Origin of the sequence: Streptomyces sp. NPDC005302 (genome assembly GCF_040607345.1) — a bacterium.
In the GTDB taxonomy this organism is placed as follows: Bacteria; Actinomycetota; Actinomycetes; order Streptomycetales; family Streptomycetaceae; genus Streptomyces.
In genome coordinates this window covers 291,660-315,784 of sequence record NZ_JBEXGN010000010.1, presented here as the reverse complement: position 1 = coordinate 315,784, position 24,125 = coordinate 291,660, and the positions used below count along the sequence as shown (strand labels likewise).

At 71.1% G+C, this 24,125-nt stretch carries 27 protein-coding genes and 1 pseudogene; 16 read left to right on the top strand and 12 right to left on the bottom strand.

Annotated elements, in window-relative coordinates:
- Positions 1 to 97 precede the first annotated feature (97 nt).
- Together ABZT74_RS18265 and ABZT74_RS18260 are read right to left on the bottom strand one after the other, a co-directional pair.
- On the bottom strand, positions 98 to 2,083 hold the full coding sequence (locus ABZT74_RS18265) for an alpha-1,4-glucan--maltose-1-phosphate maltosyltransferase (RefSeq protein WP_356436090.1): 1,986 nt from the start codon (positions 2,081 to 2,083) through the stop codon (positions 98 to 100).
- Between the two features lie 106 nt (positions 2,084 to 2,189).
- A pseudogene (locus tag ABZT74_RS18260) lies at positions 2,190 to 2,381 on the bottom strand (DUF5133 domain-containing protein); the annotation flags it as partial.
- A gap of 324 nt (positions 2,382 to 2,705) precedes the next feature.
- Between ABZT74_RS18260 and ABZT74_RS18255 the strand changes: the two are divergent.
- From ABZT74_RS18255 to ABZT74_RS18235, 5 genes are all read left to right on the top strand, one after another.
- Positions 2,706 to 3,221 carry a pep a2 gene (locus tag ABZT74_RS18255; RefSeq protein WP_356177572.1) on the top strand — a complete coding sequence of 172 codons (516 nt, stop codon included), beginning with the start codon at positions 2,706 to 2,708 and terminating at the stop codon, positions 3,219 to 3,221.
- A gap of 42 nt (positions 3,222 to 3,263) precedes the next feature.
- Positions 3,264 to 5,390 (top strand): glycogen debranching protein GlgX, encoded by a 2,127-nt coding sequence (gene glgX / locus ABZT74_RS18250; protein WP_356436087.1) that lies wholly within the window; start codon positions 3,264 to 3,266, stop codon positions 5,388 to 5,390.
- Between the two features lie 113 nt (positions 5,391 to 5,503).
- Complete coding sequence (locus ABZT74_RS18245; RefSeq protein WP_356436084.1) at positions 5,504 to 6,892, top strand: FAD-binding oxidoreductase; 1,389 nt, start codon at positions 5,504 to 5,506, stop codon at positions 6,890 to 6,892.
- Between the two features lie 188 nt (positions 6,893 to 7,080).
- Positions 7,081 to 7,596: a hypothetical protein gene (locus tag ABZT74_RS18240; RefSeq protein ID WP_356177575.1), complete on the top strand. Its 516-nt coding sequence runs from the start codon at positions 7,081 to 7,083 to the stop codon at positions 7,594 to 7,596.
- Positions 7,597 to 7,703: 107 nt separating this feature from the next.
- Positions 7,704 to 8,540: a hypothetical protein gene (locus ABZT74_RS18235; protein WP_356177576.1), complete on the top strand. Its 837-nt coding sequence runs from the start codon at positions 7,704 to 7,706 to the stop codon at positions 8,538 to 8,540.
- Between the two features lie 27 nt (positions 8,541 to 8,567).
- Here ABZT74_RS18235 and ABZT74_RS18230 read toward each other — a convergent pair whose 3' ends face one another.
- Complete coding sequence (locus ABZT74_RS18230) at positions 8,568 to 9,110, bottom strand: hypothetical protein (RefSeq protein WP_356177577.1); 543 nt, start codon at positions 9,108 to 9,110, stop codon at positions 8,568 to 8,570.
- 362 nt (positions 9,111 to 9,472) lie between these two features.
- On the opposite strand from ABZT74_RS18230, the gene ABZT74_RS18225 reads away from it, so the two are divergent.
- Positions 9,473 to 10,123: a DUF4360 domain-containing protein gene (locus ABZT74_RS18225; RefSeq protein ID WP_356177578.1), complete on the top strand. Its 651-nt coding sequence runs from the start codon at positions 9,473 to 9,475 to the stop codon at positions 10,121 to 10,123.
- 96 nt (positions 10,124 to 10,219) lie between these two features.
- Here ABZT74_RS18225 and ABZT74_RS18220 read toward each other — a convergent pair whose 3' ends face one another.
- Positions 10,220 to 10,426: a hypothetical protein gene (locus tag ABZT74_RS18220; RefSeq protein WP_355878592.1), complete on the bottom strand. Its 207-nt coding sequence runs from the start codon at positions 10,424 to 10,426 to the stop codon at positions 10,220 to 10,222.
- A gap of 197 nt (positions 10,427 to 10,623) precedes the next feature.
- Here ABZT74_RS18220 and ABZT74_RS18215 point away from each other — a divergent pair, with 197 nt between their 5' ends.
- The 5 genes from ABZT74_RS18215 to ABZT74_RS18195 all read left to right on the top strand — a co-directional run bounded on the left by ABZT74_RS18215 (position 10,624) and on the right by ABZT74_RS18195 (position 15,397).
- Positions 10,624 to 10,863: a chaplin gene (locus ABZT74_RS18215; RefSeq protein ID WP_355878589.1), complete on the top strand. Its 240-nt coding sequence runs from the start codon at positions 10,624 to 10,626 to the stop codon at positions 10,861 to 10,863.
- Between the two features lie 208 nt (positions 10,864 to 11,071).
- On the top strand, positions 11,072 to 11,953 hold the full coding sequence (locus tag ABZT74_RS18210) for a hypothetical protein (protein WP_356436081.1): 882 nt from the start codon (positions 11,072 to 11,074) through the stop codon (positions 11,951 to 11,953).
- A 128-nt stretch (positions 11,954 to 12,081) separates the two neighbouring features.
- Positions 12,082 to 12,333, top strand: a complete 252-nt coding sequence (locus ABZT74_RS18205) for a hypothetical protein (protein WP_355878583.1) — start codon at positions 12,082 to 12,084, stop codon at positions 12,331 to 12,333.
- A gap of 11 nt (positions 12,334 to 12,344) precedes the next feature.
- Positions 12,345 to 13,538 (top strand): SPFH domain-containing protein, encoded by a 1,194-nt coding sequence (locus ABZT74_RS18200; protein WP_356436078.1) that lies wholly within the window; start codon positions 12,345 to 12,347, stop codon positions 13,536 to 13,538.
- 392 nt (positions 13,539 to 13,930) lie between these two features.
- Positions 13,931 to 15,397, top strand: a complete 1,467-nt coding sequence (locus ABZT74_RS18195; protein WP_356436075.1) for an FAD-binding protein — start codon at positions 13,931 to 13,933, stop codon at positions 15,395 to 15,397.
- A 28-nt stretch (positions 15,398 to 15,425) separates the two neighbouring features.
- Here the strand turns inward: ABZT74_RS18195 and ABZT74_RS18190 are convergent, their stop codons facing one another.
- The 3 genes from ABZT74_RS18190 to ABZT74_RS18180 all read right to left on the bottom strand — a co-directional run bounded on the left by ABZT74_RS18190 (position 15,426) and on the right by ABZT74_RS18180 (position 17,514).
- Complete coding sequence (locus tag ABZT74_RS18190) at positions 15,426 to 16,373, bottom strand: TauD/TfdA family dioxygenase (protein WP_356436073.1); 948 nt, start codon at positions 16,371 to 16,373, stop codon at positions 15,426 to 15,428.
- Positions 16,374 to 16,669: 296 nt separating this feature from the next.
- Positions 16,670 to 17,137 carry a peroxiredoxin gene (locus ABZT74_RS18185; protein ID WP_356177583.1) on the bottom strand — a complete coding sequence of 156 codons (468 nt, stop codon included), beginning with the start codon at positions 17,135 to 17,137 and terminating at the stop codon, positions 16,670 to 16,672.
- Positions 17,134 to 17,514: a hypothetical protein gene (locus ABZT74_RS18180; RefSeq protein WP_356177584.1), complete on the bottom strand. Its 381-nt coding sequence runs from the start codon at positions 17,512 to 17,514 to the stop codon at positions 17,134 to 17,136. Before ABZT74_RS18180 ends, ABZT74_RS18185 begins: the two co-directional genes overlap by 4 nt.
- 275 nt (positions 17,515 to 17,789) lie before the next feature.
- Here ABZT74_RS18180 and ABZT74_RS18175 point away from each other — a divergent pair, with 275 nt between their 5' ends.
- Both ABZT74_RS18175 and ABZT74_RS18170 read left to right on the top strand, forming a co-directional pair.
- Positions 17,790 to 17,963 (top strand): CsbD family protein, encoded by a 174-nt coding sequence (locus tag ABZT74_RS18175; protein WP_355878561.1) that lies wholly within the window; start codon positions 17,790 to 17,792, stop codon positions 17,961 to 17,963.
- An 82-nt stretch (positions 17,964 to 18,045) separates the two neighbouring features.
- Positions 18,046 to 18,504: an ATP-binding protein gene (locus tag ABZT74_RS18170; protein WP_356177585.1), complete on the top strand. Its 459-nt coding sequence runs from the start codon at positions 18,046 to 18,048 to the stop codon at positions 18,502 to 18,504.
- A 42-nt stretch (positions 18,505 to 18,546) separates the two neighbouring features.
- Here the strand turns inward: ABZT74_RS18170 and ABZT74_RS18165 are convergent, their stop codons facing one another.
- The 4 genes from ABZT74_RS18165 to ABZT74_RS18150 all read right to left on the bottom strand — a co-directional run bounded on the left by ABZT74_RS18165 (position 18,547) and on the right by ABZT74_RS18150 (position 20,292).
- On the bottom strand, positions 18,547 to 18,900 hold the full coding sequence (locus ABZT74_RS18165) for a hypothetical protein (protein ID WP_356436070.1): 354 nt from the start codon (positions 18,898 to 18,900) through the stop codon (positions 18,547 to 18,549).
- A 169-nt stretch (positions 18,901 to 19,069) separates the two neighbouring features.
- Positions 19,070 to 19,375 (bottom strand): hypothetical protein, encoded by a 306-nt coding sequence (locus tag ABZT74_RS18160; protein ID WP_356177586.1) that lies wholly within the window; start codon positions 19,373 to 19,375, stop codon positions 19,070 to 19,072.
- 109 nt (positions 19,376 to 19,484) lie between these two features.
- Positions 19,485 to 19,919 (bottom strand): ATP-binding protein, encoded by a 435-nt coding sequence (locus ABZT74_RS18155; RefSeq protein WP_356436067.1) that lies wholly within the window; start codon positions 19,917 to 19,919, stop codon positions 19,485 to 19,487.
- Positions 19,920 to 20,031: 112 nt separating this feature from the next.
- Positions 20,032 to 20,292, bottom strand: coding sequence for a WhiB family transcriptional regulator (locus ABZT74_RS18150; RefSeq protein ID WP_081222660.1), 261 nt, complete (start codon positions 20,290 to 20,292; stop codon positions 20,032 to 20,034).
- A 251-nt stretch (positions 20,293 to 20,543) separates the two neighbouring features.
- On the opposite strand from ABZT74_RS18150, the gene ABZT74_RS18145 reads away from it, so the two are divergent.
- Positions 20,544 to 21,263 carry a GAF and ANTAR domain-containing protein gene (locus ABZT74_RS18145; protein ID WP_356177588.1) on the top strand — a complete coding sequence of 240 codons (720 nt, stop codon included), beginning with the start codon at positions 20,544 to 20,546 and terminating at the stop codon, positions 21,261 to 21,263.
- 97 nt (positions 21,264 to 21,360) lie between these two features.
- Here ABZT74_RS18145 and ABZT74_RS18140 read toward each other — a convergent pair whose 3' ends face one another.
- The gene (locus ABZT74_RS18140; RefSeq protein ID WP_356177589.1) at positions 21,361 to 22,575 is read right to left on the bottom strand and encodes a phospholipase D-like domain-containing protein; all 1,215 of its coding nucleotides are present in this window, start codon (positions 22,573 to 22,575) and stop codon (positions 21,361 to 21,363) included.
- 449 nt (positions 22,576 to 23,024) lie between these two features.
- On the opposite strand from ABZT74_RS18140, the gene ABZT74_RS18135 reads away from it, so the two are divergent.
- Together ABZT74_RS18135 and ABZT74_RS18130 are read left to right on the top strand one after the other, a co-directional pair.
- Positions 23,025 to 23,435: an ATP-binding protein gene (locus tag ABZT74_RS18135; protein WP_356177590.1), complete on the top strand. Its 411-nt coding sequence runs from the start codon at positions 23,025 to 23,027 to the stop codon at positions 23,433 to 23,435.
- Positions 23,436 to 23,615: 180 nt separating this feature from the next.
- The gene (locus tag ABZT74_RS18130; RefSeq protein ID WP_356436064.1) at positions 23,616 to 24,110 is read left to right on the top strand and encodes a MarR family transcriptional regulator; all 495 of its coding nucleotides are present in this window, start codon (positions 23,616 to 23,618) and stop codon (positions 24,108 to 24,110) included.
- Positions 24,111 to 24,125: the final 15 nt, after the last annotated feature.

Below are 24,125 nucleotides of genomic sequence, written 5' to 3'. Positions count from 1 at the left end.
ACCAGGACCTCGTAGAAGACGGCGCGCTTGAACCACTCGGGATCGCGGTCCTTGGCCGGGGTGTCCTCGAACGTATCCGGGACGGGCTCATTGACCATCATGCGGGGGACCCTCCGATCCGCGGTGCCGGGCCGACAGTGAAGACGTGTGCGCCGCCCGGACCCAGGCGCACAAAGTTGGTCCTGCCCCAGTTGTAGGTCTCGCCGGTGAGCTCGTCGCGCACCGGCACGCGCGCGTCCGGGCTCAGACCGAGGCGCGGCATGTCCAAGGACACTGTGGCTTGCCGGGTGTGGTGGGGGTCCAGGTTCGCCACGACGACCACCGTGTCGTCACCCGAACGCTTGCTGTACGCGATCAGGGAGTCCTCGTCGGCCTCGTGGAAGTGGAGGTTGCGCAGTGCGCGCAGGGCCGGGTGGTCGCGCCGGATCCGGTTGAGCCGGGTGATGAGCGGGGCGATGGTACGGCCCTCGCGGTCGGCGGCCGCCCAGTCGCGCGGGCGCAGTTGGTACTTCTCCGAGTGCAGGTACTCCTCACCGCCCTCCTGAGCCGTGGCGTTCTCGCACAACTCGTATCCGGCGTACACGCCCCAGGTGGGGGAGAGGGTCGCGGCGAGCACGGCCCGCACCTCGAAGGCCGGCCGGCCGCCGTGCTGGAGGTAGCCGGGCAGGATGTCCGGGGTGTTGGCGAAGAAGTTGGGCCGCATGTGCGCGGCCGCCTCACCGGAGAGCTCGGTGAGGTACTCCGTCAGCTCCTGCTTGGTGTTGCGCCAGGTGAAGTAGGTGTACGACTGCTGGAAGCCGACCTCCGCGAGGCGCCGCATGACCGCGGGCCGGGTGAACGCCTCGGCCAGGAAGATCACGTCGGGATCGGTCCGGTTGATCTCCCCGATGACCCGCTCCCAGAAGACGACGGGTTTGGTGTGGGGGTTGTCCACGCGGAAGATGCGGACGCCGTGGTCCATCCAGTGCCGCAGCACGCGCACCGTCTCGGTGATGAGGCCGGGCATGTCCTTGTCGAAGGCGATGGGGTAGATGTCCTGGTACTTCTTCGGCGGGTTCTCGGCGTAGGCGATCGTGCCGTCACAGCGGTGGTGGAACCATTCCGGGTGCTTCTCCACCCAGGGGTGGTCCGGGGAGCACTGGAGCGCGAAGTCGAGGGCGATCTCCAGGTTCAGGGAGGCGGCCCGGGCGACGAAGGCGTCGAAGTCCTCCAGGGTGCCCAGGTCGGGGTGGATCGCGTCGTGGCCGCCCTCGGGGGAGCCGATCGCCCAGGGCACGCCCACGTCCTGGGGGGCGGCGGACAGGGTGTTGTCGGGGCCCTTGCGGAAGGTGGTGCCGATGGGGTGGATCGGCGGGAGGTAGACGACGTCGAAGCCCATCTCCGCGATGGCGGGCAGCCGTTCGGCCGCGGTGCGGAACGTGCCGTGCGTCGGCGGGTCCAGCCGGCCGGACTCCGAGCGCGGGAAGAACTCGTACCAGGAGCCGTACAGCGCCCGCTCCCGCTCCACCAGCAACGGCAACGGAAGCGAACGGGTGAGCCGTTCGCGCAGGGGGTGACCGGCGAGAGCTCCGTCCACCTCCGGGCGGAGAGCCGCCGCGAGCCGGTCGGAGGGCGTGCGCGAGTCGTCGCGCAGTGCGTCGGCGGCGGCCCGCACACTGTCCCGGCCCGCGCCCTCGGGGACACCGGCGGCGGCCCGCTCGTACAGCGCGGCGCCCTCCTCCAGGACGAGACCGACGTCGAGGCCGGCGGGAATCTTCACCTCCGCGGCGCGTCGCCAGCCGGTCACCGGGTCGCTCCACGCCTCCACCTGGTAGGTCCAGCGGCCGACGGCCGTGGGGGTGACGTCGGCGCCCCAGCGGTCGGTGCCGGGGGCCAGTTCGCGCATCGGGGTCCAGGGGCCGGGGCGGCCGTCGGGATCGCACAGGACGACATCGGCGCCGACCACGTCATGACCTTCACCGAAGAGGGTGGCGGTGACCTGGAACGTCTCACCGGCGACGGCCTTCGCGGGCCGCCTGCCGCAATCGACGACCGGCCGCACGTCCACGACGGGGATACGGCCGGTGTCCGTGTGCGCGTCCATGGGTCTCGCCTCCGCGGTTTCTGGGCCCGACGCGTCACACTCGCCGCCGATGGTCCCTGTCGTGTGCGGTCCTGGTGACCGTCCTTCAGATCCGTGCCGGAACGTCCTGGATGTAGACCTCGGCGGCGTCGGCCGCCTCGCGCGCGCAGCGCTTCCCCATCAGGACGCACAGGGTGTAGCCGGTGTTCTCGAAATTCCCCCGCACCGCGTGGTCGGCGGGGGTCGCCAGATGCAGGCGTTCCCAGGCCCGGTAACGCTCCAGATGCCGGGCGACCTCGGATTTGGCAGGCAGCAGCATCACGCTGGTCACCTTCCCGATCTCTCGACCGCGCACGGCTCGCCTGGGCGGCGAGTGAGGGCCGTACGCGAAGGGGAGCCGGTCTGTCACGGACCGACACCCTCACTCATGGTGCCTGTGCGGGCACCGAGCGTCTTGTTGGCTCTTCAACTACGCAGAGGCTGCTCTCGGCACCCCCGGCCGCTCTCGAGTTGCACGGATGGAGTAGCACTCCCACTCTGGGAGTGACTCAGGAGCGACAGCCGCTCACGCTTCGTGTTCGGGGCCCGGTCCCGCAGGGATCCGGGAAGGGGCGAGAGCCTCGCCGGTGAGGAGCAAACGACGATGAAAGCCGCAGTTCCCTGCTACTACCACCTCGACGTGGAGCTCAGCCCCGAAAGGGTCGGACAGGTGAAGCGCATTCTGGCCGCGCACCTCCGGTACTGGAACCTGGAGAATCTCGTCGAGTCCGTCTGCCACTGTGCCGAAGCGCTGCTTCGCACGATCGAGCAGCACGCCACGGACAAGAACACGACCATCGAGATGTGGTGGAACGGCCAGCGCCTCATCGCCGCCGTCTCGGACAACAGCCAGGACATCCGCCCGCACGAGGAACCCCAGGGATGTCTGGCCCAGATCGCGGCGCTGAGCGACGGCTGGGGCGGCTGCGCCACCGACGTCGGCGGCAAGATCATCTGGTTCTCGTGGCGGGCCCGCGCCGCCGAACACGCCCCGCTGGACCCGCCGCTGCCGGCGCCCAGCCTGCGCGAAGCGCGCCGGCCCCCGCGGTACTTCGTCCTGCCGGACCCCGTCCTGTCCACCGCCCGCGACGACAGCGAGGCGGTCGCCGCCCGCGGATGAACCCGCCAGGACAGGCGGTCGTGATCACCGTACGGTGATCACGTGCTCACCACCTGGAACGGGCGCCCCTACCCGCTGGGGGCGACATACGACGGCGAAGGAACCAACTTCGCTCTGGTCACCGAAGTCGCCGAGCGCGTCGATCTCGTTCTGATCGACGCGCTCGACGACGTCCGGACGGTCCCGCTCACCGAGGTCGACGGCTTCGTGTGGCATGCCTACCTTCCGGACGTCGGCCCCGGGCAGCGTTACGCCTATCGGGTGCACGGCCCGTGGGACCCGGCCGCCGGGCACCGGTGTAACCCGGCGAAGCTGCTCCTCGACCCGTACGCCAAGGCGGTCGACGGGCAGGCCGACAACGACCCCTCCCTCTTCGAGCACGACCCCGGCGGCCCGTCCCCCGCCGACAGCGCCGGACACATCCCCCTCGGCGTGGTCACGGACCCGGCCTTCGACTGGGGCGACGACCGGCCGCCGCTGCGCCCCTACGCCGAGACGGTGATCTACGAGGCCCATGTCCGCGGCCTCACGCGGACGCACCCGGGGGTGCCCGAGGAACTCCGCGGCACCTACGCGGGCCTGGCCCACCCGGCGGCCATCGAGCACCTGACGACGCTCGGGGTGACGGCGGTCGAGCTGATGCCGGTGCACCAGTTCGCCCAGGACGGCTTCCTGCGCGACCGCGGCCTGTCGAATCACTGGGGCTACAACACGATCGGCTTCTTCGCGCCGCACAACGCGTACGCGGCCCACGGCACCCGCGGTGAGCAGGTCGCCGAGTTCAAGTCGATGGTCAAGGCGCTGCACGCGGCCGGCCTCGAAGTGATCCTCGACGTGGTCTACAACCACACGGCCGAGGGCAACGAGAACGGCCCCACCCTCTCCTTCCGCGGCATCGACAACGCCGCGTACTACCGCCTGGTGGACGGTGATCCGGCGCACTACTACGACACCACCGGCACCGGGAACAGTCTGTTGATGCGGCACCCCAACGTGCTCCAGCTGATCATGGACTCGCTGCGCTACTGGGTGACCGAGATGCACGTGGACGGGTTCCGCTTCGACCTCGCGGCCACCCTCGCCCGTCAGTTCCACGAGGTGGACCGGCTCTCGGCGTTCTTCGACCTGATCCAGCAGGATCCGGTGGTCGGCCGCGTCAAGCTGATCGCCGAGCCCTGGGACGTGGGCGACGGCGGCTACCAGGTCGGGAACTTCCCGCCCCTGTGGTCGGAGTGGAACGGCAAGTACCGCGACTGCGTACGGGACTTCTGGCGCTCCGGCGCCGGAACGCTGGGCGAGTTCGCCTCCCGGCTGACCGGCTCGTCCGATCTCTACCGGCACGACCGCAGACGGCCGCGCGCCGGCATCAACTTCGTCACCGCGCACGACGGGTTCACCCTGCGCGACCTGGTCTCGTACAACGACAAGCACAACGACGCCAACGGCGAGGGCAACCGCGACGGCGACAACGACAACCGCTCCTGGAACTGCGGCGCGGAGGGGCCCACCGACGACGAGGGCGTGCTGGAACTGCGCGGCCGGCAGCAGCGCAACCTCCTCGCCACCCTGCTCCTGTCCCAGGGCGTCCCGATGCTCTCCCACGGCGACGAGCTCGGCCGCACCCAGGGCGGCAACAACAACGCCTACTGCCAGGACAACGAGATCTCCTGGATCGACTGGCACCTCACCGACGAGCAGCGGGAACTCATGGAGTTCACCCGGCGCGCCATCGCCCTGCGCGCCGCCCATCCCGTCCTGCGCCGCCGCCGGTTCTTCCTCGGCGACACGGTGACGCACGACGGCCAGCCGCTGCCCGACCTGATGTGGCTGCGGCCCGACGCCCGCGAGATGACCGACGAGGACTGGACACGTTCCGACGCCCACGCCGTCGCGGCCTTCCTCAACGGCGACGCGATCGCCGAGACCGGCCCGCGCGGCGGCCGGGTGGTCGACGACTCCTTCCTGCTCCTGCTGAACAGCCACTGGGAGCCCGTCGTCTTCCGCCTCCCCGACACCACGTACGGCGAGCGGTGGACGGCACGGATCGACACCGCCGACCCCCGCGGCGAACCGGAGGAGTCGGAACGCAAGGCGGCCACCGACGTCCGGGTCGAGCCCCGCAGCCTCGTGCTCCTGTCCCGACCGCCCCGGACCGGGCGTCAGGCGTAGGCTTGTCGTGAATCGGGCTGGAACGGGCGCATCGGACCCATCGGCGGGACCGGCGACGGGCCCTGGGACCGGCACCGGAACCCCCGAGCGGTCCCCGGATGCGGTGAATCCATATGTCCATGACGTCGGCGGAAGCTGTACGCAAGGAACTCTCCGGTTTCGAGGGGCAGCTGATCGGCCCCGACGACTCCGGTTACGACGAGGCCCGTGCCGTCTACAACGGGATGATCGACCGGCGGCCCGCTCTGGTGGCGCGCTGCACCGGCCCGGAGGACGTCGCCCGGGTGATCGGCCTCGCCCGCGGCCAGGGACTCCCGCTCGCGGTCCGCGGCGGCGGCCACCACGGCGCGGGTCTCGGCACCTGTGACGACGGGGTTGTGCTCGACCTCTCCCCGCTCAAGGACATCGAGGTCGATCCGGCCGCACGCACGGTGCGGGTCGGCGGCGGCTGTGTCTGGGGCGAGGTCGACCGGGCCACCAACGAACACGGCCTGGCCACGCCGAGCGGCATCATCTCCACCACGGGCGTCGGCGGCATCACCCTCGGCGGCGGCCTCGGCCACCTCACCCGCAAGTTCGGGCTGACCATCGACAACCTGCTGGAGGCCGACCTCGTCCTGGCGAGCGGCGAGCGGGTCCGGGCGAGCGCCGACGAGAACCCCGACCTCTTCTGGGCGATCCGGGGCGGAGGCGGCAACTTCGGCGTCGTCACCTCCTTCCTGTTCCGGCTGCACGAGGTCGACACGGTCGTCGCCGGGCCCACCTTCTGGCCCGCCGAACTCGGCGCCGAGGTCCTCGCCGCGTACCGCGACTTCCTCCCCGACGCCCCGCGCGAGCTCGGCGCCTTCTTCCTGTTCGGCTCGGTCCCGCCCGGGCCGCCGTTCCCGGAGGAGATCCATCTGCGGAAGGTCTGCGGCGTGGTGTGGTGCCACATCGGCGAGGACACCGACGCGGCCGCCCGGGCCATGGCGCCGCTGCTCGACGCCCTGCCCGCCCCCCTGCTGCACGGCCCGGCGCCGATGCCGCACCCCGCGCTGCAGTCCGCGTTCGACGGTGTCTACCCGCCCGGCGACCAGTGGTACTGGCGCGCCGACTTCGTCGACGAGATCCCCGACGAGGCCGTCGGTCTGCACGCGCGCTACGGCTCCGAGCTGCCGACCTGGAAGTCGACCATGCACATCTACCCCATCGACGGAGCCGTCCACGACCATGCCGCGGAGGACACCGCCTGGAGCTACCGCGACAGCCGGTGGGCCTCGGTTTTCGCGGGGGTGGACTCCGACCCCGCCAACGCCGGCCTCGTCGAACAGTGGACCGTCGCGTACTCCGACGCGCTCCACCCGTACTCCGCGGGCGGCGCGTACGTGAACATGATGATGAACGAGGGACAGGAGCGGGTGCGGGCCAGCTACCGCGAGAACTACGACCGGCTGGCCCGGGTGAAGGCCGACCGGGACCCGCACAACCTGTTCCGTCTCAACCAGAACATCGAGCCGGCGTGACGCCCGGGAAACGTGATGTGCAGCACGCGCCGGATTAGCCCTCCCGGGTGACGCCGAAAGGTTCTGGCTGGGCACGGCTTGATCGCCGATCAAGGAAAGCGAATTACCTGGCCACAGGGTGTTCGGTCCATTTGACACGTCGTTCGGGGCACAGATAGGAACAGCTCTCTGAAGTGGAGAGGTGAACTGTGCGCGAGCCGAACGTGGTCGGGGACTGGCAGGAGTACGACGAGCAGGCCGGCCTGCGTGTCCGCGTCCACGGGGTGGAGAAGGCGGAGCCCCCGCGGGGGCGGGACGACGCCGCCGACGACCTCACCTATTTCCGGTTCCGGGTGACCGTCGAGAACCGCACCACCGAGCACTTCGGCATTCACCTCGAAGACGGCCAGATCGACATCCGCGTCGGGTCCGACGGCGAGAGTGCTTTCCTCGACTGGCGGAACTCCCAGTTCATCGAGGGCTTCGACATCTATCCGCTGCGCCGGGCCACGGCGGTCCTCTTCGCCGCGGGACCCGACACCGCGCTGCACCGCGTCGACATCCAGGTGGCGCTCAAGGTCGACGACGAGTGGGCCGAGCGCTACCTCTGGGCCGGCGGCGTGGAGAACGACGAGATCCCCGAAGCGGACGCCCGGCCCGACACGGCCAGGGACAGTCTGGCCTGTCAGGTGAGCAACTTCCTCCGGCGCGAAGCGGAGTCCTGAGCCCGCTCCCCGAGGCGGGGCTCCGCTCACCTCGGCCGGGGCGGCCGTCCCGGCGACACGCTGCCGGGCGAAACGTGCGCTTCGTCGTGCCGGGCTAGGGTCGGCGGATGAGCCGAACCGAAGCGCGCTCCGAAGGGGCGGGCCCGTTCACCACCCGGCTGACCTGGCGACTCATGGACGGGCGGACGGCGGTCTGGGAGTCACGCCGGGCGCGCAAGCGGGGCTTGCTCGGCGTCCGTGAACCGGGTGAGACGGCGGCTCGGTACCGGCGGGCGGACACCGTGTCGATCGGCCGGCTGCGGAGACTGAACACCGTCGCCGCCACCGCGTTCACGGTCGGCGGTGCCCTGTTCGCCCTCGGCGCCGGAGTCGCCCAGTACGGATCGCACGGCGCCTCGGGCGCCTGGATCTACTTCGTCGGCGGCCTCTTCTTCAACACCGGCGGCTACGCCTCCCTCCTCCAGGCGGTCAACGCCCCTCGCCAGGACGGCGCGTCAGGTGTCCTCGCCGGGCGGCGCTGGAGATGGTGGAGCTACGAGCCCGGCCGGATCGACTGGCTGAGCACCTTCGTGCTGTTCGTCGGAACGCTCGTGTTCGGCGTCAACCTGCTCGACTCGCTGCTGCGGGGCCTGTCGGTGCAGCAGGTGAACAGGCTGATCTGGGCGCCCGACCTCGTCGGCTGCGCGCTGTTCCTGATCTCCGGGCATCTCGCGCTGGTCGAGGTCTGCCACGGCCGTCCGCGTGTGCTCGCCCACGAGGTGGGCTGGTGGATCGTCGCGGTCAACCAGCTGGGATCGGTGCTCTTCCTCGTCTCGGCACTGGCCGCCTTCACCCGCCCCGAGACGGGCAGCCTCGTGAACATCGACATCGCCAACTGGGGGACCCTCGCCGGAGCGCTGTGTTTCTCGGCCGGGGGAGTGATCCAGTTCTTCGAGCGTCCCTGAGGCAGGGGGCGGCGGGGGCGCGGGTGCTCAGCGGTCGCCGGCCGGGTTGCCCTCGACCCACTGGATGAGCAGTTGCCGTACGTAGGGATTGCCCTCCTGGGCCGCGTTCGCCAGTCGCTCGGCGCCCGCCCGTGCCGTCCGCCAGCCCGTGGGGCTGTCCTCGTCGTGGGCGTGGTCCGCGGCGGACAGGGCGTCGGCCGCGAGAAGGCGCAGTTCCTCCGCCAGGTCGTCGTCCGCGGCGGCCCGGTACGCCTCCAGGCGCAGCGCGGCCAGGTCCGCGGGGGAGGGGGCGGGCCGCACGGGGGGCTGCGCGTAACCGCTCACCGCTATCACCACGCAGAAGGTGGCGACGTCCCGCCGGCTCTCCGACTGGCCCTTCGCGACGGCGGGCGCCAGCCAGGTGGGGGCCCGCAGGTGTGAGACCGCCGTGGCCACGACGAGGGCGACGGCCAGCAGCGTGAACGGGACCCAGCCACCGAGGAACCAGCCGATCGGCCCGAGCACCAGAAAGCAGACGGCACTGCTCATCCATATGCGGCGGCGGCCCAGTCTCAGGTGTCGTGGATCCATGGGCCTCAGTGTCGCAGGGGCGTGCGCGGCGCGAGGAGGGGGCGGGCGATTCGCACGGGCACGTCGTCTTTCGGCCCCCGTCGGGCCAGGTGTGAACGGCGGGCGCCGAATGGCCGGAGATGGTCCTGTCCGCCCCGGCCGGCCCTCCATACGATTCGGTCGCTCCCCGGGCTTCACGGCTCCTTCACAACCGGGGGCGGGCTGCGCCTGCCCGTATGTCATGCGCATGCTCAAGAGAGCCGGACGTGATCCAGCGCAACGGTCCGCGACGGTTCCCCGCACGCCGGGGAACCGCACCCCCCTCTCACCGCGGCGCACATCCGTGCCGCCGCCGGAACACTGACGCAACGGATTGGAACACCATGGCTGGTGGACTGCTTCTGGGCGGCGCGATCGCCGCCCTGTTCGCCGCGGCGCTCCCTCTGTCGGACCCGTCCTCCGGGATCGTCGACCCGCCCCCGGACAAGATCGTCATCAAGGTCGCCACGGTGAACGGCTCGGGCTGTCCCCAGGGGACCGCCGCCGTCGCCGTCTCTCCCGACAACACCGCCTTCACGGTGACCTACAGCGAGTACCTCGCCCAGGTCGGCGGCAACGCCGACCCCACCGCCTTCCGCAGGAACTGTCAGCTCAACCTGATCGTCCATGTCCCGCAGGGATTCACGTACGCCGTCGCCAGCGCCGACTACCGCGGGTTCGCCTCGCTCCAGCGCGGCGCCGCCAGTTCCGAGAAGGCCTCGTACTACTTCCAGGGATCCTCGAGCACGGCCGCGATCACCCATCCGTTCCGCGGCCCCTACGACGACAACTGGCAGACGACGGACACCACGGAGTGGTCCCAACTGGTCTGGGCCCCCTGTGGAGTTCAGCGCAACTTCAACATCAACACGGAACTGCGCGTCAACGCCGGCACCTCCACGCCGGGCAGCAGCAGCTTCATGACCATGGACTCGACGGACGGTGACATCAGCACGGTCTACCACCTGGCCTGGAAGGAGTGCCCCGCCTCCTGACCCGTCGCCCCGACGCGCGGTGGCCCGGCCTCCTCCTTCGTGCCGGAGCAGGCCGGGCCGCCGCGCGCTCACCGGCGCAGCCGGCGGAAGGCGTGCCTAGGGCAGCAGCTTGTCGATCGCCGCGGCCCCCTCCTTCTCGAGCTTGCGCTCCGCCCAGGCGAGGTTCTCCGGTGTGATGTCGCGGCCGGCGGCGAGCACCAGGTCCTCGGCCGTCACCGGTCCCTCGGTCCCGGTGTGCAGCAGCGTGTCGGGGGTCGCCCGGTCCTCGGGGGGTACGGACGCGTCGGGCTGGCTCGTTGACATGGTCTCTCCCTGTTCCGCCTGATCTGTCTCTCACGCTACGGGCATTCCGGACACCCCGCGCGATGCACCCGTACCCCTCCCCACCCGCGGACGGTCGCGAGCGGCGGTGCCCCCGTTCGGCCGAACTGCGATGTCCATCGCCGTCTCCGGAGGTGATGGTGGAGGAGCTCGCACCCCCACCATCGAAGGAGCTTGGAATGCGTATTCGTCTGATGGCAGCTGCCGGACTCGCCAGTGCCGCCCTGCTGGCCACCGCCGGGACCGCCGTCGCCGACCCCGGCCCGGACGTGGTCGGCGTCGCGGCGAACAGCCCCGGCGTCCTGTCCGGCAATGTCGTCCAGATCCCCGTGGACCTCGGTCTCAACGTCTGCGGCAACTCGATCGACGTGGTGGGGCTGCTGAACCCGGCGTTCGGCAACTACTGCGAGAACGGCTGACGATCGTGATCCGCCGGGCAGGGTCCGTCCCTGCCCGGCGTGCGGCAGGAGCCGGCGGGTGCGTCCCGCCGGCTCCTCGTCGTTCCCGGTGAACTCCTCCCGTGCGGTGAGTCGTTGCCCGGCGTCCACCTTCTTGGTCTGTACATGCCTATCCCGGCGGGGTCAGACTGTGCGCCGACCAGTCACCCCCCACCGAGGAGCAGACCTGATGCGCACGACCGCACGGCAACGTTGTCACCCTGTCCTGGCCGGTCTCGTCACACTCGCCACCGCCGCCGTCCTCTCCGTCGTCAGCGGCGGGCCCGCGACGGCCGCCGACACCTGGAACGAGGTGGGATCCGACCGCGCCGACCCGCTGACCGAGAGCCAGGGGCTCGCCTCCGTCGAGGTGCCCGCGAACAGCCCCAACCGCTACACCGGCATCGGCACTATCCCCGTCGGGGTGAGCAGCCGGGGCTGGAACCATGTCGGCGATCCCGACGCCTCCTCGGACGGGCACTACATCGAGCCGTACCAGAGCGACTCCGGCGGTTCGAAGATGTTCCGGGTGCAGGCGCCGGGCGGCGGCTGGTCGGAGTACGTGCACGCGCTGAGCGCGGGAGAGGCCCTGAACAACTCGTTCGTCGCCGTCACCCCGGGCGGCTCGTGGATGGTCTCCGGCGAGTACGGCACGATGGACCGCCTCCTGGTGTTCCCGACCCCCGGGGTCAACCCGGCCACCTCGCCCGGGGCGAACCTCCCGCAGGCCTCCACCGTCCACCTCGACCATGGCGTACGGGACGTACAGGGCTGCGACTTCGTCACGTCGACGCGGCTGCTGTGCTCGTCCGACGACCCGGCCGGCACCCTCTTCGGCATCACCAAGCCGCTCCTGCAGATCGACCTGACCGCCGAGCCGAACGGAACGGCGGACGTCTCCGGCCACGTCACCGCGCTGCGACAACTGCCCCTGCGCAGCTCCTGCTCGGGCACCTTCGAGGCCGAGGGCATCGACTACGACCGGCGGACCGGCACCCTGCGGGTGATCGTCGTGTCGCCGGGCTTCTGTGTTCTGACGGACAGCAAGACCTACCGGTTCACCAGGGGCTGACCCACACTTCGGTGACGGAGCGGGCGCGTACCCCTCGGACGGCTTCGCGAGCGAAGGGGGGCGTACGCGCCCGAGCTGGGTAGGTCTATGGTCAGAGGCAGATTCAGAGTGATGGGGGGTGGCCGGCTGTGGTGGAGGACGAAGCCGTGATCGGCTGCACGGGGGAACTGCTCATCGGCACGCGTGGATCCGCCGGTCCCGGCGAGATCCTGGTGCGAGTGAGAGGCGGATCCGAGACCTTCCTCGCCTGGTCTCGGGAGCCCCTGCCGACAGGGGCAACCGCGTTGGTGATCGAGTCCCGTGGATGCCGTGAGGTCGACGTCATCCGGTGGACGGATCCGCTGGACGCGCTCGACGGCGACGCCGTCGGCGCAGGCTGAGGAGGAGAAGTATGTTCGGTTATCGCGTTCCCGCTCCCGATGAGGCGATGTTGATCTCGGGTGGCAGGCGGGGACTGGGGGGCGCGCCGTTCCGCGTGGTGACGGGGCACGGCAAGTTCGTGCTGCCGGTCTTCCGCAAGACCCGCTTCCTGACCCTGTCGATGTGCGAGTCCGAGGTCACCGAGACCTGTGTGACCAAGCAGGGCATCTCCCTGCACGTGCGCGCCGTGATCGCGTTCAAGGTCGGCAACGACACCGAGAGCATCATCAACGCCGGGCAGCGGTTCCTGTCGGACCAGGACCAGATGTCGATCCTGACGGGCCGGATCTTCGCCGGCCATCTGCGGTCCATCATCGGCTCGATGACGGTCGAGGAGATCGTCACCGAGCGGCAGAAGCTCGCCGCCGAGGTCCTGGACACCTCGAAGCTGGAGATGGCGAAGATCGGCCTGATCGTCGACTCGCTCCAGATCCAGTCGATCGACGACGGTGACACCGGCTACATCGACGCGATGTCCGCGCCGCACAAGGCGGCCATCCAGCGCCAGGCGCAGATCGCCCAGGCGCAGGCCACGCAGGCATCCGTCGAGGCGCAGCAGGTGGCGGCGCGCAACCAGGCCGAGTACGCCCGGCAGACGGCCATCGTTCAGGCGGAGTACTCGGCCGAGGTGGACCGGGCGCAGGCGCAGGCCGCTCAGGCCGGCCCGCTCGCCCAGGCCCACGCCCAGCAGGAGGTGCTCGCGGCGCAGACCGAACTGGCCGAGCGTGCAGCCCAGTTGCGCCAGCAGCAGCTGGTCGCCGAGATCGTCCGGCCGGCCGAGGCCGAGGCCGAGCGCATCAAGGTGCTCGCCATCGCCGACGCCGAGCGCATGAAGATCCAGGCCGAGGCGGCCGCCTCGCACGACCGGGTCGCGCTCGACCGGATGCTGATCGACCAGCTCCCCCTCATCGTGAAGGAGGCGGCGGGCGGTCTCGCCGGAGCGAACGTCAACGTCCTCAACGGCGCCGACGGCCTCGGCGAGATAGCGGCCGGGCTGGTCGCGCAGGGACTGACGATCCTCGACTCGGTCCGTCAGAACCTGAGCGGTCAGAACGGCCAGAACGGCCAGGGTGCCGAGCAGCCGAGTGGCCGGCTCGAACTCCCCGGCTACTCCCGTCCGGAGAAGGAAGACGGTACGGAGGGCGGCTCGTCCTCGGCGAGCTGACCTGGAGTCCGGGCTCCGCCACGGCCGTCACCGCCGTGTCACGGCCCTCCGGGCCACCACAACCCCGTCGGGGCGTCTCGTGTCGAACCGGTCGCGGGTGACGGCACGTCGCTCTTGCGACCTTCACCCGCACGACCGGCATCCGACACGAGCGACGCGTTCCGACGGGGAGGCATCGCGAACAGCAGAGCGCGCACGGCCCGGCCGCCGTCCCTCCCCGGGGCGGCGGCCGCGTCGTTCCCGTCGGACACCCGCGCACCCTGAGCACCCCGAGCACCCCGTGTACCCGGCGCATCGGGGACCACGATCGAATCAAGAGGCTCCTGGGACGCCCAAGTCCCTTACACTCTGCGCAAGTTGATCGTTCGACGCGGCCGCCTCAGGAGTTGCGCATGCCCCGGAAACCCTCGCGACGTACCGCACTGCAGGGCCTCGCCGCCGCCGGCGCCGCCGTCATCGGGTTCGATCCCTTCACCCGGAGCTGGGCGGCCACCGACACCGGAAGGCCGCTCGCCCGCCTGCCCCGGCTCGACGGGAGCGTGCGCAGCGACGACGCCTCGCTCACGTCCGCCTCCGACGACTACGGCCACATCGTCCACCGGCGCCCGCTCGCCGTGCTCCGGCCGGGCTCGGTCCGTGACATCGTCGCGATGGTCCGCTTCTGCAATCAGCACAAGCTGTCCGTCGCCCCGCGCGGCCAGGGGCACGCCACGCAGGGTCAGGCCCAGGTCGACGGCGGACTGGTCATCGAGACGACCCCGCTCGCGGCCGTCGGACCGGTCCGGCGCGGCAGCAGGACGGTGACCGTCGGCGCGGGCGCCAAGTGGAGCGACGTCGTCAAGGCCACGCTGGCCCACGGGCTGACGCCTCCCACCTTCACCGACTACCTCGAACTCTCCGTCGGCGGAACCCTGTCGGTCGGCGGCGTCGGCGGCCAGACCCACCGGCAGGGTGCCCAGGTCGACAACGTGCGCGAGCTCCAGGTCGTCACCGGCGCCGGAGACCTTGTCCGCTGCTCACCGACCGAACACCGGGACCTGTTCCTCGCGGTGCTCAGCGGACTCGGCCAGTGCGCGATAATCGTCGGCGCCACGCTGCGCCTGGTCCCCGCGCCCGGAGCCGTACGCCACTACCTCCTCCCGTACACCGACCTGCGCACCTTCCTGGACGACCAGCGGCTGCTGGTCCAGGAGGGCCGGTTCGACTACGTCGAGGGCCAGGTGACCGCGGACGCCGACGGCGCCTTCAACGGCTATCTCCTCGAAGCGGTCGCCTACGGGCCGCCCGTCGGACCCGCCCCCGACGACGCGGCCCTGCTGCGCGGACTGCGCCACGACCCGTCGGGGGTCCAGGCGAGCGACCTCGCCTACTACGACTTCCTCGACCGGCTCGCGGCCGGCGTCGCCGCGCTCAAGGAGGCCGGCCTCTGGGCTTTCGCCCACCCGTGGCTGAACCTCTGGCTGCCGGGCCGTTCGGCCGCCGCGCTCACCGCGTCGCTGCTGGAGGACCTCACCCCGGCGGACCTCGGACCCGGGGTCGTCCTCGTGTACCCGGTACTGCGGAAGAACCTGCACACCCCGTTGCTGCGCACCTCCGACGACCCGGTGCCCTATCTGCTGGCCGTGCTGCGCACCACCCCGCCCGACGACACCGCGACCGTCGACCGGCTCCTCGCCGCCAACCGCGCCGCGTACGAGACGGTCCACGCGGCCGGCGGCACCCACTACCCGGTCGGTTCCGTCCCCTTCGGCCCGGCGGACTGGCGCGAGCACTTCGGTCCCGAATGGCGCCGGCTCGCCACGGCCCGCCACACCTACGACCCGCGCGGAATCCTCGTTCCCGGACAGGGCGTCTTCTGACGCTCCGCCGTCGCAGTCGAGCCCGGGCTCACCAGCGCCCGGGCTCGCTGCCCACGATCGGCACCGACGGCTTCGAGTCGACGCCCTCGGGGACGTCACCGGCCAGCATCACCCGGTGCATGACCCGGGGGTGGTCGACGTGGGCGGTGTCGCTCGGCGCCAGATGGATGGTCGCCCGGTTGTCCCAGAAGGCCACACTCCCCGGCTCCCACCGGAAGCGCACGGTGTACTCGGGCCTGACCGCCTGCTCCAGCAGCATGTCCAGGATCGCCCGGCTCTCCGGCCGGGACACGTCGAGGATCTGCTCGATGTAGTAGCCGTTCACGAACAGGACCCGCTCACCCGTCTCGGGGTGCACCCGCACCAGCGGATGCTCGGTGGCGATCTGCCGGTCGAGCAGATGGCGGGCGTACGCGTCGTCGCCGGGGCGCGTCTGGTAGCCGACGCCCAGCCGGTGCTCGGCGCGCAGCCCGTCCACGAAGGCACGGACGGGGGCGGACAGCCCCGCGTAGGCGGCGGCCAGGTTCGACCAGGTCGTGTCACCGCCGTACGGGGGCACGGTCTCGGCCCGCAGGATCGTCGCGGCCGGCGGGTCGACGCGGGCGCCGTGGTCGCAGTGCCAGCCGCGCAGCAGCGAGTGGCGGCGCCGGCGCAGCCACTCCTCGTGCTCCATGCCGTACCGCCCGCCCAGTTCGAGACGGTCGGCCGTCGTCTCGACCTCGGGGAAGTCCCCGGGCGAGGCGCTGCCGCGGGAACGCAGGCGCACCGGCTCGCCGAAGCGGCGGGCGAAGGCGACGTGGGTGGTGTGGTCGAGCCGCTGGCCGCGGAAGAACACCACCTTCCAGCGCAGCACGGCCGCCCGGATCGCGGAGACCACCTCGTCCGGCAGCTCCTCCGCCAGGTCGACTCCCGTGATCTCGGCGCCGATGTGCCCCGCCGCCGGCTTCACTTCGAGCGGTGTGACCTGGTGCGTCATGGTGGCTCCGTCGATCGTTTCGTCCGTGTCGGCTCCAGCATGACCGGTGGGCAGGACACCCGACAGGGCGCCTCGTACGGAAGGCGGTCGGCGCACACGGGAGGCGTGCCGCACACACGGGGTGTGCGCCGCGTCGCGCAGCCAGCCCGTCGCACTCCCTGGTGGCGGGGCGTGCCGGGTGTCGAGAATGAGGCACAGTGAACGGGCCCCACCCCCCATCCGCATAGGGGCGGGGTCCGTTCACCCGTCACGACATGCCAGGCGCGGAACGACGGTTCGCCGAACCGGGCCGTGGATCAGGCCTTGTGGTCGCGCAGTGCGGCGAGAGCGCGGTCGGCGTGGGCGCTCATGCGCAGTTCGCTGCGGACCACCTCCAGGACGGTGCGGTCCTGCGCGATGACGAAGGTGACCCGCTTCGTCGGGGCCAGCGAGAAGCCGCGCTTCACGCCGAACCGCTCCCGCACGGTGCCGTCGACGTCGGACAGCAGCGGGAAGCCGAGCGTGTGACGGTCGGTGAACTCCTTCTGCCGGTCGACCGCGTCACCGCTGATGCCGACCGGCCGGGCGCCCGCGCCGGTGAACTCGGTTGCAAGGTCGCGGAAGTGGCAGGCCTCGGCGGTGCAGCCGCTGGTGAGGGCGGCCGGGTAGAAGAACAGCACCACCGGGCCCTCGCCCAGCAGTTCGGACAGACTTCGGCTCGTGCCGGTCTCGTCCGGCAGCGTGAAGTCCTCGACGGTGTCGCCCACGTTCACCCGTGTCGTCATGACCGTCCCTCCCCGGCACGCGCGACGCCGCGTGCCCACATCACCAGCGGCACCTGGAGCGGGAGCCGCGCGAGAGCGGCCGCCTTGAGCGGTGCGGGGCGGTTCCGCCAGTCCACGGCCATCTGGACGTTCGCGGGAAACACCCCGACGAAGAAGGCGGCGGTGGCCAGGGCCGCGACCCGGCGGGTGCGGGGCAGCGCCACTCCGGCCGCGAGGGCGAACTCGACGACGCCGCTCGCCCGCGTCCAGTTCCGCGCCGCTCCCGGCAGAACACGCGGGACGGTGGCGTCGAACTGCCGTGGTACGGCGAAGTGGGCGACGCCCGCGGAGGCCAAGAGGCCTGCGAGCAACAAGGGTGAGCGTTCGGACCGTGGCACGGTTCCTCCTCAGGGGGCCTGTCGCGCGATATTACTGGAGGGTAAGTGTCCGTGGTGCGGGCGGGAAGCATCGATTGCGTGCCACTTGGTGCTGGCATGGCCGCCCGGTGCCGGACGCGCGAACGGCGCGGGAGTGGAGACCGCCCTCGGCGGGGGCGTCATTCGGCCCGTCGGGCGAAGTCCGCGGAATGCGGAGGTCTCCGGGTTTGGGCAATCGATTCACGGTCAGCCGTAGTACTGAATGGCATTGTCGAGCAGTGAGGACGTGAACTGCGATGGCCGAGAACGACAAGACCCGAGCCAGGATCGAGCAGGCGAAGGGCAAGGCCAAGGAGGCCGTCGGACGTGCGGTCGGCAATGATCGCCTGGCGGCCGAGGGCAAGATCGAACAGTCCAAGGGCGATGCCAGGCAGGCCAAGGAAAAGGCCAAGGACGCATTTCGTCACTGATGGCGGCCAATTCCACAGGGCCTGTCGTGTGCATTTCGCGACGGGCCCTGTGACATTCCGGGCAGGAGAGGCGGAGCGAAGAATGTGCGGGGAGTACCAGAGGTCGTCCACCGACACGGTGGCCGTTGCGCGGCACCTGACCTCGACGGGGCCCGACAGCCCGGCCGACGCGCGGCAGGCGGTCCGCCGCGCCCTCGCGGCGCGGCCCGGGAATCCCTCGTGGGCCGATGAGGACGCCGTCGGTGACGCGCTGCTCGTCGCCTCCGAACTGGTCAGCAACGCGATGCTGCACGGTGGCGGTGTCACGGGGTTCGAGGTGACGCCGACCGAGCGGGAGGTGCGGCTGTCGGTGAGCGACCGCAGCGATCAACGCCCCGCTTCCGCCGGACGGTTCGACGACACGGGACGGCTGCGGGTGGGCGGGCACGGCTGGATGATCGTCTGCACGCTCGCCAGCGACGTCGCCATCTCGCCGCTGCGGACGGGAGGCAAGCGGATCACCGCGGTGGTGCCGCTCTCACCGTCCCCCGCACGCCTCTGAACGCCCGCGCACCGCGGGACTATCGGCCCCGGTGTCGACGGCTCAGGCCGTCAGAGCGTGGGAGGACGCGGAGGACCTCCGCGACGGGCTCGTGTCCGCGGCCGAGGAGCGGGCCGCCGCCTGCACCTGGTACGTGGTCTTCGCCGGGTCGACCAGGGGGTTCCCGAGCACGATCCGGCCCGCGGCGTGCAGCGCGTCGCACTCGCCGGTGGGCAGGGCGACATAGCAGCCCCCGCGCCCCGTGGCGGGATCGAGGGGCATCCAATAGCCGTACCGGCGACGGCCGTTCGCGTGCACGGTGAGGCGGACGGCGAACCGCCGCTGGGTTATCAGACGCAGCACTTCGGCCCCGCCGGCGCTGAGCGGGGTGTGGGTCCGGGGGAGCGGCCGCAGCATGGTCACCATCCTCCGATCGGGCCTCGCGGCGCGATGGGGGAGAGCGGGGTGAGCGTCATGAACATGCGGCCTTTCGACGGACGGGTCGGATCACGCATCGCCCGGGGCGGTGACGTTCTCGCTGCTCGGCATTGTTCCGCAGCGCACTGACAACGCGGGCGGAGCGGGTTCAGCGGCGTCGCGCGGACGCCTGCGCACGGTTGGCGCGGGCGGTGAGCTGCCCCTGGACGAAGGGGTCCGCGGCAGGGTCGTACGACCCCGCGTGGTCGGCGAGCGTGTCGGTGATCCGCTCCCACTCGTCCAGTTCCGCCCGTGTCCCGGGCGACTCCCGCCCGTCGGACGCACCGTCCCCGGCCGCCTGCTCGGCCTTCTCGAAGGCCGCCTTCGCCTGGTGGTGATTCATTCCGGTGGCGGCGTCGCGGACCCGGTCCCAGGCGGCGTGCTCCTGTCCGGACGGCTCGTGTTCCGTGCTCAATGCGTCACCTTGATCGTGTGGGGGAACCGGTTCCTTCATCGGACCCGTGTGCCCTGTTCGAAGCAAAGGACACCTGCGGGTCCGTCGATGGTTCCCTCGACGGCCCATCTCACCAGGGCAGGAAGGCGTGGATGTCCTTGCCGTCCGGCCGGACGATCACGCTGACCTGGTCGCACAGAGCGTTGACGAGATGCCACCCGATGCCGCCCCCGCCCTCCGAGGGGCGGAAGCGGCGGGGGGCGGGCCGGGTGGTGCTGCTGTCGCGCACGGTCACGTGCACCCCGTCGAAGGTGGGACGCATGAGCAGTTCGAAGGGGCCGGGAGCGTACTGGATCGTGTTGGCGGCCAGCTCGGTGACCACCAGCAGGATGTCGTCCCAGTGCTCCTCCGCGGAAGGCGGCGTCGTCCGGGCCAGGGCGCGGAGATAGCCGTCCGCGGCCAGCCGCGCGTCGGTCACATTGCGCAGCTCTCCGCCGAACGCGGTGGTCAGCGTCCCGAACTCCTCGTATGACGGCTTCTTGTTCCCGCTCGGATCGATGTGCATCGCGCCCTTCGTTCGGATCTCGTCGGCGGTATCTCTTGCGCTGTGCCGCGACCCGGCCATCTGGATCCGTACCCGGTCCTGCTCCCGGAACCCGGCCTCTCCCCTCTTCCGGTCAGGCCGACGCGTCCTGCGTACGGCGGCGGGCCCGGCGGCGGGCCAGCGAACGGCGCTCGGTCTCACTCGTACCGCCCCAGACACCTACGCTCTGGCCCGATTCCAGTGCCCAGTCCAGGCACGCCTCGCGAACCGGGCAGCCTTCGCACACGGCCTTCGCCTCCTGGATCTGCAGCACGGCGGGACCGGTGTTGCCGATCGGGAAGAACAGGTCGGGGTCGACGCTGCGGCAAGCCGCGGAATCACGCCAGTTGTCCATTTCGGGCCTCCTGTGAGCGAAGCGGATGCGTTCTTCGGTGTTCGGTCCCCTCTCGGGTCACCAGTGATCGCCCCTGTGAAACGGGCCGGGCACGCAAAGATCCCGTGGATTCCGAAAAAGTCGCCCCGGGCGGCACCGGGCCGCCCCGGGGGAAACCGGACGTGGCTTGTCCACTCGCCCCCGATCGGCGCGGGGGCTGCGCCGGGGTGGCAAGATGGAACCCCGGGTGAACGGCGGTTGCGATTCGACGAATGAGCAGGTGGCCCATGGTGCAGGAGTCCGGCGACGTCTGGGAGAAATTTGCCGTCTCCCTGGCCGACATGGCACGCGACCTGCTGGCACAGGAGTCCGTGAAGGACACCCTGGACCGGATCGTGGAGCACGCGAGCGTGCTGATCAACGGCTGTGACGAGGCCGGCATCCTCACCGTGCGCCGCGGCGAGGTCAGCGCGCTGGCCGCGACCAGTGACGTCGTCCGCATGGCGGACCGCATACAGCAGGACCTGCGGGAGGGACCGTGCTTCGACGCGGTCACCGAGCGGCAGCAGCTGTACGCCATCGAGGATCTGCGGCGGCCCCACGAGAAGTGGTCCCGTTTCGCCCCCGAGCTGAGGAAGCTCGGTATGGGCAGCATGATGGGCTTCCTGCTGTTCACCGAGGACGACGAGCTCGGCGCCCTCAACGTGTACTCGCACCGGCCGAACATGTTCGACGAGACGGCCCAGCGCGCCGGCTGGATACTCGCCTCGCACGCGGCGGTGGCGCTCTCGGCCGCCCGGACCCACCAGCAGCTCGCCCACGCCCTGGAGACCCGTCACGAGATCGGCGAGGCGATGGGCATCCTCATGGAGCGCCACGGCCTCAGCGAGGACAACGCCTTCAACGTCCTGAAGAAGGCGTCCCAGGACCACAACATCAAGCTGCGGGAGATCGCCCGCAAGGTCTGCGAGACCGGCGAGCGTCCCACCTGACACCGACGGCCCGGCATCACTGCCGGGCCGTACGGCTCCCACGACCGTGTGCGTGCCCCCCTCCTCGGGGCTGCGCGGCGTCATCGACGGAGAGCGGCTAGAGGAAGCGGCGCAGGGGGGCGACCGCCAGCTCCTTGGCACGCTGGAACGGGGACCGGCGCCGCCAGCGCCCCGGCTCGATGGCCACGGCCTGCTCCCGGTCCTCGTCGAAGTCCCCGTCGAGGGCCGCGGTGAACGTCTCGTCCAGCACCGCGAGCATGACCTCCTCGTCGTGCTCCATCGACCGGCGGTTGAAGTTGGTGGAGCCGATCAGGGACGCCACCCCGTCCACGGTCATGATCTTGGTGTGCAGCATCGTCGGCTGGTACTGGCGGATCTCCACACCGGCGGCGAGCAGCGCGTCGTAGTAGTGCTGGCCGGCGAGCTGGCAGGCCCGCTGGTCGGTGTGCGGACCCGGCAGCAGGATCTCCACCCGCACCCCGCGGCGCGCCGTCGCGCACAGCAGGTCCACGAAGTACTCGTCGGGTGCGAAGTAGGCCGTCGACAGACGGAACCGCTCCTCGGCGGATTCGAGCACCACGCGGACGAGGGTCTGCATGTCCTGCCAGCCGAAACTGGCGGACCCGCGCACCACCTGGACGGTCGCGGTGCCCGGCTGGTCCTGCGCGGTGAACCGGTCACGGTCGTCGAACAGCTCGTCGTGGCACTCGGCCCAGTTCTGCGCGAACGCGGCGGCGATGCCGTCCACCGCCGGTCCCCGCACCTGGACGTGCGTGTCGCGCCACTCGGAGGGTCCGCGCGCGTCCCCGCACCACTCCTCGGCGATGCCCACGCCGCCGGTGAACGCGACGTGCTCGTCGATCACCAGTGCCTTGCGGTGACAGCGGTGGTTCTGCTTGAGGGGCGAGAGCCACAGCGGCTTGCGGAACCACGCCACCTGCACGCCGGCCGAGGTCATGGACTCCAGCAGCTCCCCCTCGATCCGCTTCGCCCCGAAGCCGTCCAGCAGCAGCCGTACGCGCAGCCCCGCGCGGGCCCGGTCGGCGAGGGCGGCCGCGAAGTCGCGGGCTATCTGCCCGCGCCAGTACACGAAGGTCATCATGTCGATGGTGTGCTCGGCGGACCGCACCGCGTCGAGCATCGCGGCGAAGATCCGGTCGCCGTTGCGCAGCGGCAGGAGTTCGTTCCCCTCGGTCGCGGCGATGCCGATGAGCCGCTCCAGTCGTCTTCGGAGCCGCTGCTTGCGCCGCCCCGCCTCCGCCGGATCCACCGGCCCGTTCCCCTCGACGCGTGCCGTGATGGTCTGGGACATCCACCGTCTCCTGTTGTCCGTGCCGTGTGCCGCCTCCTCACCCCGGGCGGTGCGAGGAGGTGTGGGGGAGTGGTGACCCTGTCCGGGACCTGCCCGTACGGGCCACCACCCCTCCCGCTCGACCGTGCCGGTCTTCGGGGTCGCCCGGCCCCTTCGCCCGCCACGGGAGCGACGCCGCGGAACGCCCGTGGGCGTTCGCGACCCGACCACAGGTGCCCCCGAAACGCCGCGCCACTCCTCGGCGGCCCCGACGGCCGGTCCGGCACGCGCCGTCCGGAGAGCCCGGCGACCTGCCACCTGTGATCGCGTTGTGAAGGTGCGTGAAGCCGTGACATGGCCTGCGGGGGTTCGGGAAGAAGGGGGACAGCCCGCCCCACACGCCGGTCAGAAACGGAGTGGCGCCGCGTCCTCGGCGTTCGGACGGGAAGCACGGCCAGAGAGGTGAAGGGATGACCACGGTAGAACAGCCCTCCGACGTCTGTTCCGTGTCCGGTGCGAGTCTGGAGAGAACTCCGGAGGCGGCTGTGCACGCCAGGGGAATGGCCCGGGCGTTTCTCGGCAGTCTGCCCCGGCAGGTGCCGCGCGAGGCAGCCGAGGCCGTCAGTCTCGTGGTCTCGGAACTGGTGACGAACGTGGTGCGCCACGCGCGCGGCCGGGACTGCAGCGTGGACCTGCGGGACATGGGCCACGGAGTCGGGATCTCCGTCTCCGACGACGACCCCGAGCCGCCGCGTCAGCGCCGGTTCGACCTGACCGGGAAGGGCGGCTTCGGCTGGCCGCTGGTGCGCCGCCTGTGCTCCGAGCTGACCGTTCTCTCCCGCCCGGACGGCAAGACCGTGCACGCCGTCGTGCAATTCTGACGATTCCGAGGAACGAGCATCATCCGCGATCCAGCCGCGACCGCCGACCGCGACCGAGTACTCCGTCCCGGCGGCAGGGCTCCCCATCCATGGAGTGGGCGATGCCGTGCGCACAGGACGGCCGACCGTCCGCGCGGCGGGCCCGCCGCGGCCGGGTTCGCAGGGAGCGCGTGATGACCCGTGGTGGATGACGGGGACACGAACCGCACGACGGAGACCGGCGGCCGTCCCGAGGCGGTCGCCGGACGGACGGCCGACGCCGTCGAGGAACTGGTGGAACTGTGGATCTCGGCCGGCCAGACGGTCGTCCCCCGCCTCTCCGCCCACCAGCTGAAAGCACTCAGGACCATCGGGCAGCGGCCCGAACTCACCCTCACCGGCCTGGCCGAACGCGTCGGCACCGCGCTTCCCGCCGCCAGCCGTCTCTGCGACCGGCTGGAGGCCGCGGGCCTGCTGCGACGCGTTCCGCACCCCGGCAACCGGCGCGCCCTGCACCTGCTGCTGACCCCGCTGGGCACCAGGGTCCTCACGGAGATCGGCGAGCGCCGGTCCCAGATCCTCGCGGCCGTGCTCGCGGGCATGACACCGTTCCAGCGGCGGTCGTTCGAGGAGGGACTGCGAGCCTTCCAGGGAGCGCGCGACACATCCTCCGCCGAGTTCCCGCCCGGCGCCTAGCGCTCGAACGCTGCA

Coding starts and splice junctions, on each gene's coding strand:
- ABZT74_RS18265 (WP_356436090.1), bottom strand. CDS start 2,083: ATGGACGCGCACACGGACACCGGCCGTATCCCCGTCGTGGACGTGCGG.
- ABZT74_RS18255 (WP_356177572.1), top strand. CDS start 2,706: ATGAAAGCCGCAGTTCCCTGCTACTACCACCTCGACGTGGAGCTCAGC.
- ABZT74_RS18245 (WP_356436084.1), top strand. CDS start 5,504: ATGTCCATGACGTCGGCGGAAGCTGTACGCAAGGAACTCTCCGGTTTC.
- ABZT74_RS18235 (WP_356177576.1), top strand. CDS start 7,704: ATGAGCCGAACCGAAGCGCGCTCCGAAGGGGCGGGCCCGTTCACCACC.
- ABZT74_RS18230 (WP_356177577.1), bottom strand. CDS start 9,110: ATGGATCCACGACACCTGAGACTGGGCCGCCGCCGCATATGGATGAGC.
- ABZT74_RS18225 (WP_356177578.1), top strand. CDS start 9,473: ATGGCTGGTGGACTGCTTCTGGGCGGCGCGATCGCCGCCCTGTTCGCC.
- ABZT74_RS18220 (WP_355878592.1), bottom strand. CDS start 10,426: ATGTCAACGAGCCAGCCCGACGCGTCCGTACCCCCCGAGGACCGGGCG.
- ABZT74_RS18215 (WP_355878589.1), top strand. CDS start 10,624: ATGCGTATTCGTCTGATGGCAGCTGCCGGACTCGCCAGTGCCGCCCTG.
- ABZT74_RS18210 (WP_356436081.1), top strand. CDS start 11,072: ATGCGCACGACCGCACGGCAACGTTGTCACCCTGTCCTGGCCGGTCTC.
- ABZT74_RS18200 (WP_356436078.1), top strand. CDS start 12,345: ATGTTCGGTTATCGCGTTCCCGCTCCCGATGAGGCGATGTTGATCTCG.
- ABZT74_RS18195 (WP_356436075.1), top strand. CDS start 13,931: ATGCCCCGGAAACCCTCGCGACGTACCGCACTGCAGGGCCTCGCCGCC.
- ABZT74_RS18190 (WP_356436073.1), bottom strand. CDS start 16,373: ATGACGCACCAGGTCACACCGCTCGAAGTGAAGCCGGCGGCGGGGCAC.
- ABZT74_RS18185 (WP_356177583.1), bottom strand. CDS start 17,137: ATGACGACACGGGTGAACGTGGGCGACACCGTCGAGGACTTCACGCTG.
- ABZT74_RS18175 (WP_355878561.1), top strand. CDS start 17,790: ATGGCCGAGAACGACAAGACCCGAGCCAGGATCGAGCAGGCGAAGGGC.
- ABZT74_RS18170 (WP_356177585.1), top strand. CDS start 18,046: ATGTGCGGGGAGTACCAGAGGTCGTCCACCGACACGGTGGCCGTTGCG.
- ABZT74_RS18165 (WP_356436070.1), bottom strand. CDS start 18,900: ATGCTGCGGCCGCTCCCCCGGACCCACACCCCGCTCAGCGCCGGCGGG.
- ABZT74_RS18155 (WP_356436067.1), bottom strand. CDS start 19,919: ATGCACATCGATCCGAGCGGGAACAAGAAGCCGTCATACGAGGAGTTC.
- ABZT74_RS18150 (WP_081222660.1), bottom strand. CDS start 20,292: ATGGACAACTGGCGTGATTCCGCGGCTTGCCGCAGCGTCGACCCCGAC.
- ABZT74_RS18145 (WP_356177588.1), top strand. CDS start 20,544: ATGAGCAGGTGGCCCATGGTGCAGGAGTCCGGCGACGTCTGGGAGAAA.
- ABZT74_RS18140 (WP_356177589.1), bottom strand. CDS start 22,575: ATGTCCCAGACCATCACGGCACGCGTCGAGGGGAACGGGCCGGTGGAT.
- ABZT74_RS18135 (WP_356177590.1), top strand. CDS start 23,025: ATGACCACGGTAGAACAGCCCTCCGACGTCTGTTCCGTGTCCGGTGCG.